The sequence below is a fragment of the Acinetobacter sp. IK23 genome (genome assembly GCF_035615275.1).
Classification (GTDB): Bacteria; Pseudomonadota; Gammaproteobacteria; order Pseudomonadales; family Moraxellaceae; genus Acinetobacter; species Acinetobacter seifertii.
The window spans coordinates 46868-64233 of the sequence record NZ_JANBNX010000022.1 but is presented as its reverse complement, the minus strand read 5'-3'; the positions used below and the strand labels follow the sequence as shown (position 1 = coordinate 64233).

Annotated in this window: 10 protein-coding genes and 2 tRNA genes; 2 read left to right on the top strand and 10 right to left on the bottom strand. The window is 42.6% G+C overall.

Going from position 1 to position 17366, the window contains the following annotated elements; translation table 11 throughout:
* Positions 1–232: 232 nt before the first annotated feature.
* Together MSG95_RS14225 and MSG95_RS14220 are read right to left on the bottom strand one after the other, a co-directional pair.
* Complete coding sequence (locus MSG95_RS14225; protein WP_077165041.1) at positions 233–625, bottom strand: SirB2 family protein; 393 nt, start codon at positions 623–625, stop codon at positions 233–235.
* 11 nt (positions 626–636) lie between these two features.
* Complete coding sequence (locus MSG95_RS14220) at positions 637–945, bottom strand: BolA family protein (RefSeq protein WP_019457981.1); 309 nt, start codon at positions 943–945, stop codon at positions 637–639.
* A gap of 230 nt (positions 946–1175) precedes the next feature.
* On the opposite strand from MSG95_RS14220, the gene MSG95_RS14215 reads away from it, so the two are divergent.
* Positions 1176–1251: transfer RNA gene (locus MSG95_RS14215), tRNA-Gly, on the top strand.
* Positions 1252–1296: 45 nt separating this feature from the next.
* Positions 1297–1372 (top strand) — tRNA-Gly (locus MSG95_RS14210).
* A 170-nt stretch (positions 1373–1542) separates the two neighbouring features.
* On the opposite strand, the gene MSG95_RS14205 is transcribed toward MSG95_RS14210, so the two are convergent.
* The 8 genes from MSG95_RS14205 to MSG95_RS14170 are packed head-to-tail and all read right to left on the bottom strand — an operon-like array spanning position 1543 to position 17090.
* A complete protein-coding gene (locus MSG95_RS14205; RefSeq protein WP_216069817.1) occupies positions 1543–2304 on the bottom strand; it encodes a 4'-phosphopantetheinyl transferase family protein in 762 nt (253 codons plus the stop codon).
* Positions 2297–4162 carry an alpha/beta fold hydrolase gene (locus MSG95_RS14200; RefSeq protein ID WP_151819458.1) on the bottom strand — a complete coding sequence of 622 codons (1866 nt, stop codon included), beginning with the start codon at positions 4160–4162 and terminating at the stop codon, positions 2297–2299. Before MSG95_RS14200 ends, MSG95_RS14205 begins: the two co-directional genes overlap by 8 nt.
* 52 nt (positions 4163–4214) lie before the next feature.
* Complete coding sequence (locus MSG95_RS14195; protein ID WP_151819457.1) at positions 4215–5489, bottom strand: porin; 1275 nt, start codon at positions 5487–5489, stop codon at positions 4215–4217.
* Positions 5486–9136 (bottom strand): outer membrane lipoprotein-sorting protein, encoded by a 3651-nt coding sequence (locus tag MSG95_RS14190; RefSeq protein WP_151819456.1) that lies wholly within the window; start codon positions 9134–9136, stop codon positions 5486–5488. Before MSG95_RS14190 ends, MSG95_RS14195 begins: the two co-directional genes overlap by 4 nt.
* A 24-nt stretch (positions 9137–9160) precedes the next feature.
* A complete protein-coding gene (locus tag MSG95_RS14185; protein ID WP_151819455.1) occupies positions 9161–13120 on the bottom strand; it encodes a non-ribosomal peptide synthetase in 3960 nt (1319 codons plus the stop codon).
* Entirely contained in the window at positions 13117–13377 is a 261-nt protein-coding gene (locus tag MSG95_RS14180) for an acyl carrier protein (protein WP_001030690.1), read from the bottom strand. Before MSG95_RS14180 ends, MSG95_RS14185 begins: the two co-directional genes overlap by 4 nt.
* Entirely contained in the window at positions 13374–15149 is a 1776-nt protein-coding gene (locus tag MSG95_RS14175; RefSeq protein WP_324624829.1) for an acyl-CoA dehydrogenase, read from the bottom strand. The genes MSG95_RS14180 and MSG95_RS14175 overlap by 4 nt, the downstream gene beginning before the upstream one ends.
* Positions 15150–15200: 51 nt before the next feature.
* On the bottom strand, positions 15201–17090 hold the full coding sequence (locus MSG95_RS14170) for a fatty acyl-AMP ligase (RefSeq protein ID WP_039252862.1): 1890 nt from the start codon (positions 17088–17090) through the stop codon (positions 15201–15203).
* Positions 17091–17366 lie beyond the last annotated feature (276 nt).

The window sequence follows — 17366 nt, the reverse complement described above, 5'->3', positions numbered from 1 at the left end:
TTAACTCACTAAATAAAAGCATAGATAATTACCTATGCTTTCTCAATAAGACTATCAAATATCTATTCGAATGAACTAAAAGAAGAGATTGACACAATTATGCATAAAAAGATCCATGCCCGAAAACTTTTTGGTTAAATACCACACGAGTTAACATGTTTCCCTCTGCATATTTTTTATTGTATGCAGTTTAACCTAGAGCTTAATCAAAAAGGCAAAGAATGTAGAACAATTAAGCAAAAACTGGTTTCACAATGACTAAAATAATAATGGCAATAAATGCGACTGCACTAATAGCTAAACCTGCACGGCGCTGTGCCAATAAAATAGTGTCATCCTTTTTAAAAGCCTTCATTAGTGATGATAACAGCACTAAAAATAAGATAATTTTCGCGTAAAACCATGGCTGAACCTGAAAGTTCTTCATCACCAGTAAAATTGCACCAGTAATAAAAACCACAGTAAAGGATAAATGCTGCAAAGCAACTAATGCTTTACGCCCTGCTGGGTTAGGTTGTTGCCCCTGAACACCAATGAATAGTGTAGAAACGCGTAAAACAAACACCATAAGTGCGGCAGCCACCGCAGTCATATGAATAATTTTAGTGAGTAAATGTGCATCCATGAAATTAGCCCTTAGCTTTTAGGTGCATGTGCACATTCTGGGCTAGCAGGTGCTTGACCTTGCCACTCACTTGGTAAATAGGCATGAATTGCTAAGGCATGGATTTGACCTGGATTCATTAAATCAGAAGCCAACGCATACACTTTTTGATGACGTTGAACCAAACGCAAGCCGTTAAACTCTTCACTTACCACAATCACTTTAAAATGTGATTCTTTACCTGGGAAATAACCACCGTGGCCAGCAGACTCGTTAATAACTTCCAAATGGCTAGGTGCAAGGGTTTTTAACCGTTCAATCAACTGTTGTTCAAGGCTCATAGCTTTTCCTTTTACGATTATTCATATATTTGAACCTAGTATACCCTGTCTACACACAAACAAAAGTTGCTCTTGTATGCTTTGACTTCGAATAAAATGTCTATTTATTCGGCAACTTATCAATAAAAATAGCTCTAAATGCTCATTTCTGTTTTTATTTTATGCAATCAGCATAATTATTTGCATAAAGTTGTTGACCCTTGTTTTGCTTAATGTATTATAAGCGGCACGCGGGAATAGCTCAGTTGGTAGAGCATAACCTTGCCAAGGTTGGGGTCGCGAGTTCGAGTCTCGTTTCCCGCTCCAAATTGGTTTTTTTTGAGAAAGTTTTAGTAAAAACTGCTCATATATGCGGGAATAGCTCAGTTGGTAGAGCATAACCTTGCCAAGGTTGGGGTCGCGAGTTCGAGTCTCGTTTCCCGCTCCAAATTTAATAGGCCCTAGTCGAAAGACTGGGGCTTTTTTCTTTTTATCGATTCTTATTTTTGTACTCTATCGATTCACAGCATAACTTACTGAAAAGAACTCAATTCCAAAGAAAGATTTTCTACCTTCTACCAGATTCACTTTTTTAAATTGCAGTTGTCTTCATTTAATTTAGGTATATTCGCAAGATGTCGGCTTCATTGGATGCATAGATATACACGGCAGTAATTGGAAACATTCCATATTAAAGCGTTCTATATTGTGGCTCTGCTGTAAACATATGGAAAAGATAAAATTGCAATCATAGATATAACTTTGAAAATGATATTGTTCTGTGTTTTGAGCATCATGAGTTGCATCAAAAAACTGTATATGTTCAGAAAAGACATGGAAATTAAGCTTCTTTAAATGGCTGCTCATTCCATGACCAGTACATTTAATATAGGATTCCTTTAAGGTCCATATTTGAAAAAACCGCTGATATTCGCTGAATTGATCAGTACTTTCATTTTCCTGAATCCACTCTATTTCACTCAGCGCTAACACACTGTCGACACGCCTCCATTCGAACTCTCGATTCACTCGTTCAACATCGACGCCTATTTCTCCTTCTTCAGTCACAGCAAGGACAATAACATCCGCTGAGTGGCTAAGATTAAAATAAATAGTCTTACCGCCTTGTACAAAAGGTTTGCCGTTCGGTTGTAATTGAATATTGACTTGATGGGGTGAAATACCCAGCTTATCTGCTAAAACAGACTTCGTTAAGACACGAGAAATCAAGAAAAGACGTGCTGCTTGAGGAAGATATTGATCATATCTCAACTTTTCTGCTGTGTTGAGAAAGCTGAGATAATGACTCAATATCACATGATCTTGTGGTACCCGTGAAACTGGGCAAACAAAAACCTGTACTTGGGCTATATTAGACATCACTAAGCTGTGCTGTAGTGCTGATATATTTAGTTAGAACTGGTGTGAGATAATCATAAACTGCTTCTACATGGGTCACATGCGGATTATGACCTGCACCAGCAATGCTATGTACAGGAATATTAGGACTGATTGTGGTAACAAGCGGGTCCTTCTCTCCAACAATGATTTCAACCTTAGAGCTAAGCTCGTTTAACAAAGCTGTTTGAGATGCTCGCTGCTGAGGCAAACTAATACGGTGCATATACTCACTAATATGCTTGGCTACCGACACCCGGCGTAATGAATCCATCGCATAACCAACAGATGGATTTTTTTGCCCCTCTGGATGTAAGTCTTTAGCAATCACATCTTTCGGCACAAAACGGAAAATCAGATTAGATACCGCTTGTATCTGAAACATTTTAGCAGCCTGTGCCTGAACAAAATAAGGCGATATGAGAATAAGACGTGCAACTTTATCTGGGTATTTCTTTGCAAGGTTCAATGCAAAGAGACATCCTAACGAGTGGGCAACCACAACACTATTTGGCGCTAAAAGCTTTGCAGCAGTATCAATAAACTGATGATTGTTATCTTCAATCACCTCATAACTACCCGAACGCCCAAGTCCGGGTAAGTCCATCATAGCAACCTGATCGTATGTAATTTTATTGATAATTGGAGACCAACATGCACTATCAAATGGAATGCCGTGTAAAAATAATGCAGAAGATTTTTCCGAACCAACTGACTGTTTAGTATAGATTTCTGTCCAATACCGGTTTTGATAGCTAAAAGAATTAGGTATTGAAACTTGCATACGACCAAAGCGTGTAAGCACCAGACGATCAATCCAACGAGAGAAATATGGAGTGATATTAATCAAGTCCGCGATGCCCATCTTCGCTGCCATCGCCTCTGCCCCATCAACATGATAGTGCTCAGTAGAAATGAAAGAGAGTTGCTCCTTAGAACCATCAAGTAATACCTCAGGTAATTTCTCTAATAGACCTTTAGGTACCTGTAAATGTGGTGAGCTAACCCCTAAATGCTCGGCAGCGAGGTGAACTAGGCGATGAAATTTCGGTGTCTTAGGATCAAGCAGCATATATTCCTGAGCAATCGTCTCAGGATAAGACATCGTTCGAATCAAAAAGCTCACGATATATTGCATATTGCATAGTGGCAGGAATGTGTCACGGCCACCCGGCAGTGCCAGCAGACGTCCCTGATAGAGCTTATCAATCATGTCAGCAATACCAATATATTGCATATCACCATAATTATAAAAACCATCAATGACTGTGGCTGGATTTATTGCAGTCCATGGCACATTTAAACGCTTACAAGCCTCAATGAAAGCTTGATAACCCAAAATTTTTGAAGCTTCATAGCCACCATGTTTGCAATACAACTCATCAGCCGACTCTTGCGGCGGAGCAGCCACACGATATCCACCAATCCAGATAAATCGCTCAAGCTGCTTCAATGTTGCGGCCCATTCAATCAAGGCGAGTCCTGACTTAACATTTGTACGCTCAGCTTCAGCTTTGCTAATACCCCAATTAAATGACGCTGCAAGGTGATAAATTACATGGATCTTTGCCTGAGCATCCGCTAGCAGAGAGTCCAGCTTAAAATCACGGCTCAAATCATATTCAACAAATGAAATAGATGGATCAGCCAGCCCTTCTGTTGCAATGAAACCTAACAGCTTATCTTTCTTAGTTGCAGCATTACGTAGCGCAGCAATGACTTGGTGACCCTCACGCAAAAGATCAACGACTAGTCTGCTGCCAATAAAACCTGCTGCACCTGTTACTAATATGGTCTTCCGTGAAAAATTATCTTTTTTTGCGTTCTTTAAATTATCCATAAGTCACCTTATTAGGGCTGGGCAATCCAGCATTATTTTGGAGCGAATTATCTTAAAAATTATATCGGATCTGGGCATAGACCAGACTGTTATCTCTAAATTGTCCTAACACCGTATCATTTTTGCCCCAGAAGCGATCTCCACCTGCATTCAACTGCCAGTGATCATTAAGGTTGTAGTTAATACGCACTCTCAATAACTCATTAGGCTCTGGTGCAAAATAAAACCCTGTAAACTCTAGCTTTAGGTTGTCATTCATTAGGTTAAGTGCATAACGCAGCATAGCCCCATACTGATTCTGTTGATACTGGTCACTGATGGTTTGTTGATAACGGTAAACTGCACTCAATGATGGATTTGTTAAGCTATCGGCAGATCTAAAGTCCTCAGTATGTTTGTACACGCCCATTAAACTCAGCGTGGAATTTTTTAATGATAATTCTGGACCCACGACCACAGTTAAATTATTTTTTTTGTGTGTAAGATCTTCACTGCCATCCGAGTCAGTCTTTGTATAAGCAGCTTCACCGCGCCACACAATATCGTTATGGTTATAACTGAAGTCTACTCCATAGACAGACATAGGATTATTTTTCAGCTGCAATTTTGCTTCCCCTGTTGGAGATGCTGAAAGAACTGAAAGATCGGGCATGTGATCCAAACCTGAAAAATACGATGCCCCGACATCTAGACCATCTACAGAATAATCCCAACGTACTGCAAACATAGGACGACTCTTACGGTCTATGTCATACTGAACACCAGCAATCTGGCGCAATGGAATCACATCTGAACGACTACGCGAATACCACAATGCGGTCCATTTATTGGTTCCAGATTCAGGAATATACGTCAATTTGAGTGCATCATTTCCAAGACGTTGATCTGTCTCATCTGGTACTAGACGCGTATAGTCACGAGGCGAGAGATTATCCGTTGGGTTAATGCCATCAGACCGTCCCCAGATGACAATCTGACGACCAACATCAACATAAACGGTCTGATCCCAGTTATAAGAGGCATATAACTCACGTAAGTTACGGTTTACCTTACTCACTTGATCTGGGTTCACAGTATGGTCCGTTTCGTCTCCAACCACGATGTCGTAATGCAGCTTAAATGCAGGGTTAAACTTGAGCGTACCATTGGACCAGAAACTTGCCTGTCCAATGTTTTTTAACGAACTTAAATCACGATCTGATGACCACACATCGAGTCTGGCTGAGTTCTGGCTAACAAAACTAATTTCACTGTCATCTGCATAAGCATGCTGCAGTAGCATAAAGCTACTGCAGCATGCAAATACCCAATAGGCACCTTGCGTCATTTTTCAAGGCTCTGCGGTGAGAAAAGCTTATCGGATAAAGTTTTTTCTGCCACAAAATCATTGACGATCACTTGCGTCATATGTTGAGTTTGCAGATTTTTCGCCATAGATTTCATAGCCTGCCATCTTGGTTTCACTTTGCCGTAAGGACGGATATCGGTGAACTCAATGTGTTTTAAAGGCTTACCTGCTGTATCCCAAATGTCGATGGTTGCTGTAACAAAGTTATCTTTGAGTATGCACATACGACGTTTGCTATAACCAAAGTCACTCTTCACAGTATTGTTAATTGGCGTTGCTTCAATCATGTAGCAATCTTTACCATTAAATTTGCCATCTGCCAGTTTCGTGTACTTCCAGTCACTGAGCTTATAGCCAAGCACATCACCATAACTAAAGTCCGTACCAATAAAAGCATCACCTTTATTCGCTGATGCAAGACGGCGTACTTTTTTCAATGCAGGCAAATAGACAAACATGCTATCGCTGCCTTTTGCATTTTCAATTAACAGCGTCGTGGTTCCTTGGACATCTGCTGGCGAGATGAACTCAGTCAAACGCATGTTGTTCTGAGTATTTCCAGCAAGCTTAGTCATATTTTTAGTTAAACGTACACGTTGCTCGCCATTTTTAGAGGTCAAAATAAATTTGGCGCTAGCGGTTGAAGACAAGAACTTAGAGGCATCATCACTACGATTAACAATGTCTTGAACTTCATCTGCATGAGATGTTTTAGGTAATGAAAAAGTGAGTGCTGTACCCAATAAAAGGCTTGTCACAACAGTTTGTGCAACAGAAATGCTCTTCTTATTTGAAGAAAAGATAAAACGAGGTTTCAACATCAGAATCATTGTAGGTACCATAATTAAGGTTGCAAATACACTGAACAGCATCGCAATCACAATAAACATTGCGAGCCATTGATGAACGTGGAAGCCTTGCGACAAAGATAATACGCCATACCCACCGGCAACCGCAGTCGCGACAAAAAGAGATGCCTTACCAGCAGTACTTAAAGTTTTACGAATAGCGTCTTTGATATCGCCGCCTTCTTCGCGCAAAATTTCACGCAAGCGGTAGAGGAAGTAAATGGCATAATCCGCACCAATACCTACAGCCATGGCCGAGATGAGAGAGTTCGGAATATTGAGCGGAATGTCGAGCCATCCCATCACGCCAAAGATCGCAAGAATTGAGAACAGAAGTGGTGTAAGAACAATCAGTCCCGCTGAAATCGAACGGAAAACCAATGCTGAAATAAAGAATACGGCAAATGAAATTTGTAGAATGTTCATGAGCTTGCCGTGAACCATTGTTTCAGTTAAGGCAATGGTCTGCGTCACATCACCACCAAAACTTACTACAGCCTTATCACCCAATTGACCCGCCATATAGGTTTTTAGCGACTCAAGGATTTCTTTAATGCGATGATTACTGCCTGTTTTCAGAAGAACAGTGATCTTGGCATAACGCTGAGTGGTATCAATGTATGAATCAAAATCAGTCGGCTCACCAGACATTGAATACAACAGCAGATACTGAGCAACGACATCTTTGGTTGCAGGAACCTGAAATGCCTGTGGCTGATCAGCATTCATTGCCTGATTCATTCGTTTGATATAGTCCACGATAGAGATGGTTTTACCGACCTCTGGAATTGAGTTTGCGAACTTTTCTGTATTATCAATCGCTTTTAGGATTTCAGGGTTTTCAATACCATCACGAACCTTCGTATCAACCATAATATAAAGGCTGTTTGTGCCACCAAGAGACTGATTCAAGAATCTGTCGTCTTGCTGCATTGGTAAGTCGCGAGCGAAGAAATTACGGCTATCGTTGTCTACCACAATACGGCTCGTGCCAATAGCCAGAAAGACGCCCATTGCCGCAATCGCAGTCATTAACATCATTCGTGGACGAACTGATAAAATGACATCACCAATACGGTTTGGAATCCAATCCCAGATCGGCAAGCCTTTGCGTTTGACCTTCACAACCGAAGGCGGTGGCAACATTGAGCGAAGTGCCGGAATAAAAGTCATCTCAATCACCAGCGTACTGATGATCCCGATTCCTGTAAAAATACCGAATGAACGAATCGTTGGAATATTGAAAGTCAACAATGAGAAGAAACCAGCCGCTGCAATACCACCAGCCAATACCATAACTGGACCCACACGAACCAAAGACTGCACTACAGCTTCGCTATTGGCAGCTTTAGGTTCCATCCCTTGAGCAATCAAACGATCAAAATCTTCATAGTAGCGCTTGAGCAACTGCACAGCGTGCCCTGCCGCAATAGCTAGAATCAGAATCGGCGTAGGCGAGTTAAAGATATCCATTGGCTGTTTGAATAAGCCCATCATGCCCATACCCCATGCCACAGCCAACAAAGCTGTAACGAGTGGCAGAATCAAACCTTGCTTGCTGCGGAATGCTTCAAAGTGCAATAAACCAATCACCAATACAGCAATCGGGAACAAGATGTTGATACGTTTAGAGTAATCTTCAGCTTTATCCAGATACACAGGATTACCACCGACACTGATGGTCATATCTTTAGATTGTTCGCTCTCTACGATTTTGTTGATTGGGCCCATCATCTTTTGGAAGCCCTCTGGACTTTCCTCAAGTTCAAGCAAAATCGCAGCAGTTCGTTGATCTTTAGATACCACTGAATTCATATAGGTTGGATTCAGTGCCAGTAGTTTTTTCAGGTGATCGATATCCTCCTGAGTGACTGAACTACTCGGCAATAGTTTCTTGGCATCGAAGCCTTCTGCATTCGCCTCGATACCTTTTGCTTGACGTGCAGCCAGACTCATCATAGTGGAACGGACCACGCCCGGTGCATTATCCACTTCTTCGGTAATGCGTTTGACTTTCTCCAACACCTGCGGCTGATAAATATCACCCTGCTTTGGAGTAATACCGATCACGACCATATATTTGGAGCCGAATTTCTTTTCAATCAGCTTGGTCGAGGTGATGTACGGATGCCCTTTAGGCGCAAGTGCATCTGGGTCAATAATAATTTTTACACCAGATGCCAGATACGCTAGAGCAAGTGTTAAGAGCATCACCACAGTCAACACAATACGACGATGGCTAAGAATCCAACGTGCGTATTTCTCCATTACTTGTTGAGTCTTACGAGGTGGTTTACTGCTCTCGATAGTTGGTTTATTTTCATTGCCAACCGACTCATAGGCTTCACCCTTTTGAGCCAATGCTTGAAGATTATCAACATCTTTTTTGAACTGAGCGAGTACCATCTTTTTTAGCAGCGCTGGCGGCAATACACCAAAAAAGCTACCTGGTTCTGCCTCAAACACCCATTCAATCCACGTACCTTCCGGATGTGGCTTGAAACGGTAAGTACCAGTGTAGTGAAAGGGTCCTTCCACTACTTTAAACGCATACAATTCGTTCGGTACCAGATGTGTAATTTCACCTTTAAAGGACATTTCACGACCAATAAAGCTAAAACCAATCTCGTACTTACTGCCCACACGCGGAGTACTGTCTAGCAGTTCAGAATGCTTACACGACAATTGCCAACCTGCATCATTGGCCGGGTTTGCAAGGTAGTTAAAAACCTTGTCAATCTCGGCCGGTATGAGGAAAGCATGTTCTATGGTCACCATAGTGGTTCTACCTTCTTGTATTTTTTACGCAGGAATTGGATACATCTGATCAATGGTCTGGGCTACAGCCACGACATTCTCAGCATACATAATTGATGAATGGTCACCAGGCAAATCCACTTGTGTAAACGTTTCTTTGACCAGTTGATCCCAACCTAGACTTTCTCCGAAGTCTTCCTGCTCATCTTTGGCCTTGACCAGTAGAATTGGAAAATCTTCAGGATCTGGGAAATAGGTCTGGAGTGCGATGCCATTCGCCAAATAGGTATCAAAGTAAAGTCGGAAATCTGATGGATCAGCATCTAACGGTAGAACATTGATGGCCTTAGCTTCTTTAAGTACATGATCAAACATTTGATCTGGACTCAATTCACGCAAGTATTGCGCTGGGATCGTTAACTTTTTGCCATAAGGTGCAGCTAAATCACGGGCGAACCAAGACAAAAGCATGGCATCGTCAGCATCTTCAGGCACATTTTCTGGAATTGGAGCACGAGTATCGATCATGACAATACCTGTGACCTGTTGGCCCATTTGACGCAACTGACGACTGATCTCATATGCAATTGCACCACCGAAACACCAGCCACCGAGGAAATAAGGGCCTTGAGGCTGCATCTTTTGCATTTCAGCAATATAGAGCGTCGCCATTTCTTCAATCGCCACTTCCGCAGCATCGGCTTCAATCAGTCCAGGAGACTGAATAGCACGTAAGGTACGGTTCGGATTGAGGTGACGCGAAAGCTCCATATAACAGAAGGTACTGCCACCAATTGGATGGAACAGCCACAGCGGTTGTTCATAAGTTCCACGGCGTAGTTCAATTACAATAGATGGCTTAATTTCTTTATTTTCGCGAATGATTTCACTCAGACTCGCCACAGTGGAATATTGTGCCAACAAAGCAACTGACAGTTCGGTACCGAAAGCCTTTTTAAGATGGTTGACAAGCTTCACAGCTAATAAAGAATGCCCACCTAATTCAAAGAAATCATCGTGTATACCCACTCGCTTGACCGACAAGATCTGTTCAAAGGTAGTACACAATTCGATTTCGATCGGATCACGCGGTGCAACATAATCATTGCTCTGCTCAAAGATCGGCTCAGGAAATGCCTTACGATCCAACTTATTGTTGGCCGTCATTGGAAATTCATCCAATCGGATAAACGCACTTGGCACCATATAAGCTGGAAGATGGATTTGCAGGGTCTTTTTTAAACCAGCAATATCAAGCTCTTGTCCAGTTACATACGCCACCAGTTTCTGGTCGCTGTCAGCTGTGGTCTTAACCAGCACTACCGCATCTGTGATACCGTCGATCTGTTTGAGAACATTCTCGATTTCACCTAGTTCGATACGGAATCCACGAATCTTGACTTGGAAATCTAGACGTCCATGATGAGTCAAGCGTCCATCTGTACGCAGACAGACTTTATCCCCTGTTCGGTAGAGTCGACCGGCATTTGGTAGAGATGGCAATGTTCTAAATTGTGCATCTGTCAATTCAGGTCGATGCCAATAATCAACTGCCAGACCATCACCACCAATCCAAAGCTCACCCATAACGCCTGGCGGAACTAAACGCTGCTGCTCATCAAGGACATAAAGCTGGGTATTCGCCAGTGGTTCACCTAAATCAATATACTTTGCATCGTTGATACGAGCTGCACTAGACCACACTGTAGTTTCAGTCGGGCCATAGACATTCCAGAGACAGCCGACTTTATCCAGCAGTTTTTCTGCAAGAATAGTATCTAGTGCTTCGCCTCCACAGAGTGCAGTCAACCCTCCATTGCCGCCCCACTCGCTATCTAAGAGCATTTTCCAAGAAGCCGGTGTAGCCTGCAAGACATTGATAGACTTAGCATTTAGATAATCTACGAGTTGATTACCATCTTGTGATACTTCACGTGGGCAAACATGCACCACACCGCCGTACATAAGCGGAATGAGTAATTCAAGAATTGAAATATCAAATGCATACGTGGTGATTGCTAACAACTGAGTTTCAGTCGTTACTTGCAATCTATCATTCATAGATAGCAAGAAATTGATGATTGAAGGATGCCCAATACGAACACCTTTAGGCTTACCTGTCGAACCTGATGTGTACATCACATAAGCTATGTCACCAAAGGCAAGCGTCTCGCGCACTTTCTCAAGTGCGACAACACCAGCTTGATTGATATCTAAGCGAGGCACAGAAACGTTAAGAGCATCCATTAACTCGGTTTGAGTCAAGATAACTTTAGGTTCGGCATCTTCAATGATGTTTTGTAGACGTTCAGTTGGGAAGTTAGGATCCAGTGGCACATAAGCTGCCCCTGCCGCCCAGATTCCAAGGATTGCTGCTGGCAATAATGCTGTGCGGTCTAACATGAGACCTACACGATCGCCACGTATAATACCGTGTGCACGCAAATATTCAGCAATACCAGCAATATGTTGACCTAACTCACGGTAGCTAACCGCATGATCGTTCGAGGTCAAAGCATGATGATCACCACGATCATCAATCTGCTTTAAAATCATTGCGAATAGATCATGCTGAGGATAATCAGTCGCCTTTCCACGGAGGGCCTCGAACTGAATGCCATCTTTATAATCAGGTGCGATATTTAACTCAACGATCTTACTTTCTGGATGAGCCACCATCTCAGATAGTACAGCTTGCAGCAGCTGTACCATATTTTCGGCAGACTGCGCAGAAAATAGCTCAGTGTTATATTTCAATACACCAACAAGTTCACCCTGATATTCACCGCCCATTTCTAGCGTAATATCCAACTGTCCTTCTTGCTGACGAACTGGAAAACTTCCTAAAGTTAAATCTTGACCAACCAAAGTAGCTGGGGTCTGGATTGGCAGAAGTAGTTCTTTAAACTCATCCATACCCCCTAGACGTTCCCAGAACATTCCTACCTGAGCCAATGGGTTAATACTGCCATCACGCTTTGGTGAAACAGCCTCAACTACTCTAGAAAAAGCAACTTTTTGATGCTTAAGGCTCTGTCTTAATTGTTCCTGAACTTGCTGGGTAAATTGACGTAAAGTCAAATCAGCATCGATGTCCATCTGGATAGCTATTGTGTTGACGAACTGCCCCAATGCATTACGCAAAGAGCGTTCAAGTCGACCAGCTACAGGTGTGGCAATGACTAGATTATTTTCATTAGAGAGTTTGTGCAGCAGGATATAGAACCCCGATAGCACAAGTCCGAACAATGTGATCTCATAATCTTTCGCCAAGTTTACAAGACCAGATGACACTGATTCAGGTACAAGGAAAGCCAGTGAGCTACCCTTATGCTGCTGTACAGCTGGACGAGGATAATCAAGCGGAATGCTATGCACATGTGGTGCATGCTTCAGTGCATTTTTCCAGAAAAGTAAACTTTCATCAGTATCATCGATTACGCTGCTCTGCTGCTTATCGGCATACTGTGCAAACTCAATTCCGTTTACTGTATCCGATTCTGCAACGAGTCCAAAACGTTTACTAACGTCTCGTAGTAACAGGCCAATTGACCAAAAATCCATGAGCGCATGATGAATCACAACGGCAATCACATAGTGATTTTGTCCACGCTCATAACAATGAACACGCCACAATGGTGGCTGAGTCAGGTCAAATGGCTGCTTGGTATCTTGCTCAACCAATTGCGTCAAATCAGAAGCTTCAATATGACGAGCATCAGAAAAGATGATATTCGGATAGACGCGATCCCAGATGAGTTGCTCAATCCCCTGATCATTGGCAGGCATGCTGACACGCAACAGCGGATAATCATGCATGACCGCTTCCAGAATCTCCATCGGCTTGTTGCCTAATGGTTGATTGACCTTCACATCAAAGGCCACCACCATATTGTAGGCACTGCAAGTTGGTTCAAGACGCTGGATGTACCAAATACCAAGCTGTTCCGCAGAAATCGCATGACGCGACAGAACTTCCGGTTCTAGTCGTGCAAGGTTGTTCATGAAGCAACTCCCTGTTGCAACTCAGAAACAAGATATTCGGCCAACGCATTGATTGTTGGGTAATCCCATAAGAGGGTCGGCTCAAGCTCCAGTTTTGTCAGATCTTCTAAGTCCCCAGATACAGACAAAGCAACGATCGAATCAAGACCATAACTGGTAAATTTTTGATCTGGATCAATCGTCTCAGGCTCTACGCGCATTTCTTTGGCTACTAGCGTACGAATAATTGCGCTCCAGTAAGCTTTATCTTTATTCATGGGGTAATCTCCTCTTTAACCGGTTTGGCATCACGTGGTGCCAGTGCAAAATCGATGACGGATAACATATGGTTAGTTGAAATTCGGTCTAGCAAATCTGCCAATGTACTTTCACGCAATGACGTCATAGGAGGAGCTGTCTGTCCTTCAGCGGCATTTAAGAAAATGATCAGCCATGCACCATCCTGTAAAGCTGGTCTTAGGCCCTGACGGTTAAAGACCCAGAAACCCAACACGGCAATACGAGCAAATAACTCGGCGTAGCTACGAGCAAGACTAAAGCGCAACGTTTCAAGCTCTTTGCTCTGCTCAGAATTTGAGAAGTAATCCTGAATTTTTTGATCCAAAGAACGTTGTTCAACCAGAAGTTGGCCTGCTTGTTCACGTAGCGTAGTGAGTGTCTCAGCAGACAATCCTGCTGTGACATCGGCATCGTTGAGCATTTCGATGATTGTTTCGAGTGATTCCATCACCAAATCACCATCTCGGTTGAAAATCTCAAGCTCGCGGAAATCAATAGCGCCTGTCTCTACCTGCAAGTCAAACAACTGGCGATAACGTGCTTTAGCTTCGGATTGATTGAGATGGTCGGCTTTTTTGCTACGACCTTTATTGGCAGATTTGAGCTGAAAACTCAGACTGTCTAGGCAAACGGTGCTACTACCGTCAAACACACTAACAATCAGATGATCTCTGAATGCTTTCTGATACATTCCATCCGCATACGCATTTCTTAAGAAAAAGCGTGACCCAAGCACTGAAGAAGTGATCTTGGCAAGCGACTCTACATACTCAGGTACTAGTACTTTCACGATTGGTGACCATGTACTGAACTGATTGATACATACGTGCAAACCACGCGCACCAACAAGTGATAACACCTCAGCCGCTAAAAGGTAGGCATAAGCTGTCGCGAGTTGCTCACGTACCAACGGAATACTGATTACTTTTTTGTTATATAACTCGCGTTCAATAGCAAACTCGGTCGCAATGCGTAGCATCGTATCGCCAGCACCTAGAGAGAAGCTACTGCAATATGCACGTGTTACCTGTAGCGTCTTAAGCCCAAGCTCTAGGCCTTGGCCTTCTTCACCGATCAGGGCATCTTTGTGAATTTCAGCATTGTTAAAACCAATACCGCTAATATCTAGACCACGCATACCCACTGTTGGTAGTCGGTTCAGGCTATATGTTCCTTTTGAGGCCATATGACGCTTATCGAGCCAGAATGCGCTTAGGCTACGTGGTCCACGATCGTCCGATGTTTTAGCGATTAGGCTTAAAGAGTCTCCTAAAGTGGCACGGTTAATTGACCATTTTTCGCCATTTAAAACATATTTACTCTCGGTAGATTGCGCTGTCACTTCACTCGATAGCAGGTCAGCGCCATGGGCTTTCTCGCTATAAGCCAGCGCTGGAGCAGCGCCACTCAAAATTCGACTAGCAATGTTCTGGCATTGATTCGCATTACCGCCGATCCAGACAATCACAGACCAAGCATTCGTGCTATAGGTCGAGTTGATAGTTAAATCACGTCGTGCCAGCACGCGATGTAGATATAGCAATTCTTCACCAATTTCCATACGACCTCCAAGCTCTGAAGGTACATAGAAACGGTTCATACCTACCGCATTCAGAAAATCAACAGCACGCTGAGGGTACTGTTCTTTCTCATCACGTTCGATGGCAGCGGACCAAGAAAAATCGTTGTTAGTATCATGTACGGAGCCTAAAATTTGCTCCAGACGAGCAGCAGATTGAAACTGCCGCAAATTGGACGTAAGTGACATGAATTTTCACTCAAATGATTAAAAGGTAAGGGTTTAAAACAAAGCACTTTTCAGACGATTAAAAATCAGCTTGCGCACTTCACGTTCCTTGATCATTGAGTTGAGTAGATTGGAGCTATAACGAATCAGCTGCCCCCGCTGCTCACGATCACGGATGACTTCTAAACCGTTCTTGACATAGTTTCGAGCAATTACCGTTCTACGGTTTGGATGGGTTAAACAGACCAATTGACCGCGTTCGATCTGCTCTTTAATTTTTCTTCTTCTAATTTTGCCGCTCGTGGTCTTATTTATTCGGCCTTGATGCAGTAAAAAGACACCTTCTACAGGCAAGCCAATCTCAGCTGTCACTTGTTCCTTGACCTGAGTTCTAATGGCTTCAAAATTGAGAGTCTTGTCTAGTGACTTCTTCTTGATTTCAAGTACAACCGTAACACCGTCAGAATCAGCAACATTCACTGCTGCAACACAGCCTTTACGAACAGCAGGATGCGCCATTTCAACAGAGCACTCGATATCTTGTGGATAATAGTTCTTGCCACGAATGATAATCACATCCTTAAGACGACCAGTCACATATAGGTCTCCATCTTTGACAAAGCCCATATCCCCCGTTCTTAAGTAATGCAATTGGCTAGGCTGACCCGCTTCATCGACAATAGTCGCGGCAAAAGTTTCCTGATTGACCTCTGGCTTCTGCCAATAGCCAGCTGTCACACTCTCACCTGCCAACCAGATTTCACCAACTTCATGAGCAGCTACTTCTTGATGGGTATGCGGATTGACGATACGGCAATCGATGTGTGCAGAGATCTTGCCACAGCTCACCACTTGTACAGCATTCTGGTCTTGACTGATTTCTACCAAGTGGGCATTTAATTTGTCACGATCAAGTGAAATGGCATTCAGAGGACCGGTTACACCACTGACTAAAAGCGTGACTTCTGCCAAGCCATAACATGGCAAGAAAGTATCTAGCTTCAATTTCGACTGAGTATTAAACTTCTCCATGAAGCGCTGCATAACGTGAGCTTTGATTGGCTCAGCACCATTAAACATTACACGAACGCGACTCAGATCAAGCGCTGCAGCGTCCTCATCAGAGATACGATGCAAGCACAACTCATAAGCAAAGTTTGGCCCACCACTGATCGTGACGCCTTTTTCACTAATGAATTGTAGCCATTTCAACGGTTTTCGAATGAAGTCCAGCGGCGACATAACATAACAAGTCAGTCCCACATAAACGGTCTGTAAAACTGAACCAATTAATCCCATGTCGTGATAAACAGGCAACCATGTCAAGCCAATATCATCCGGCTGCGTACAAAAGGCTTCGGCAATCATGACCTCATTTGCCATAATATTTTTATGGGTAACGATCACCCCTTTAGGCCAACCTGTTGATCCTGAAGTGTACTGAAGGAAACAAACATCATCTTCATCAATAAGCGGAAAATCTTTTTCCACTACATCACGCTGCAATTGGGCATCAACGGCATGTAATATTAAGCTTTCATTTTGAGCCTTTAATGTGATCAGACCTGATAGCTCAAGAATCTTTTTTGTTGTGAGTACTATCTTTGGCTCACAGTCATTCATAATATTCAAAATATTAGAAAAACCATTACGATTAAACGGTAAGCTGACTGGTACTGCGATGATTTTAGCTTTTAGACAAGCAAAGAACGAAACGATAAAGTCTAGACCAGGTTCAAATAGCAATACTGCACGATCGCCACTATTTACAAGGTTTAGTAATATCTGAGCTTGATATTGAACTCGCTCGTTCAGATCTGCATACGTCAAAGCTTGAATACCACCCGACTGGCGCCCCAAATACTCGAAAGCTGTCTTAGCTCCATTTAATTTCGCGTGGGATTCCAAAGTTGCAATGATATTATCCGTACACATTACAGCCATAACTTACTCCGATTAATTATAATTAACCCTTCAAAGAAACCTGTTGTTTCAGAAATTCAACTTCTAGCTGGGGGTTTTAATAAAAATGAATATACTTTTTGTTTAAAATATAAATTCACATTATATTTTATGTTCGGGTGTTTTTTATTACACCTGTAAGTGTTAACAGGTTAGGCAACTTTTATTTAAAATTAAGAGCTTAGTTCTCTTTTATAATCATTTTTATTCAGTTAAAGATTACAAATTCTTGTAATTAATTAAACTTAAAAACCTACC

Coding starts and splice junctions, on each gene's coding strand:
- MSG95_RS14180 (WP_001030690.1), bottom strand. CDS start 13,377: ATGAATAAAGATAAAGCTTACTGGAGCGCAATTATTCGTACGCTAGTA.
- MSG95_RS14185 (WP_151819455.1), bottom strand. CDS start 13,120: ATGAACAACCTTGCACGACTAGAACCGGAAGTTCTGTCGCGTCATGCG.
- MSG95_RS14220 (WP_019457981.1), bottom strand. CDS start 945: ATGAGCCTTGAACAACAGTTGATTGAACGGTTAAAAACCCTTGCACCT.
- MSG95_RS14170 (WP_039252862.1), bottom strand. CDS start 17,090: ATGGCTGTAATGTGTACGGATAATATCATTGCAACTTTGGAATCCCAC.
- MSG95_RS14190 (WP_151819456.1), bottom strand. CDS start 9,136: ATGGTGACCATAGAACATGCTTTCCTCATACCGGCCGAGATTGACAAG.
- MSG95_RS14195 (WP_151819457.1), bottom strand. CDS start 5,489: ATGACGCAAGGTGCCTATTGGGTATTTGCATGCTGCAGTAGCTTTATG.
- MSG95_RS14205 (WP_216069817.1), bottom strand. CDS start 2,304: ATGTCTAATATAGCCCAAGTACAGGTTTTTGTTTGCCCAGTTTCACGG.
- MSG95_RS14225 (WP_077165041.1), bottom strand. CDS start 625: ATGGATGCACATTTACTCACTAAAATTATTCATATGACTGCGGTGGCT.
- MSG95_RS14200 (WP_151819458.1), bottom strand. CDS start 4,162: ATGGATAATTTAAAGAACGCAAAAAAAGATAATTTTTCACGGAAGACC.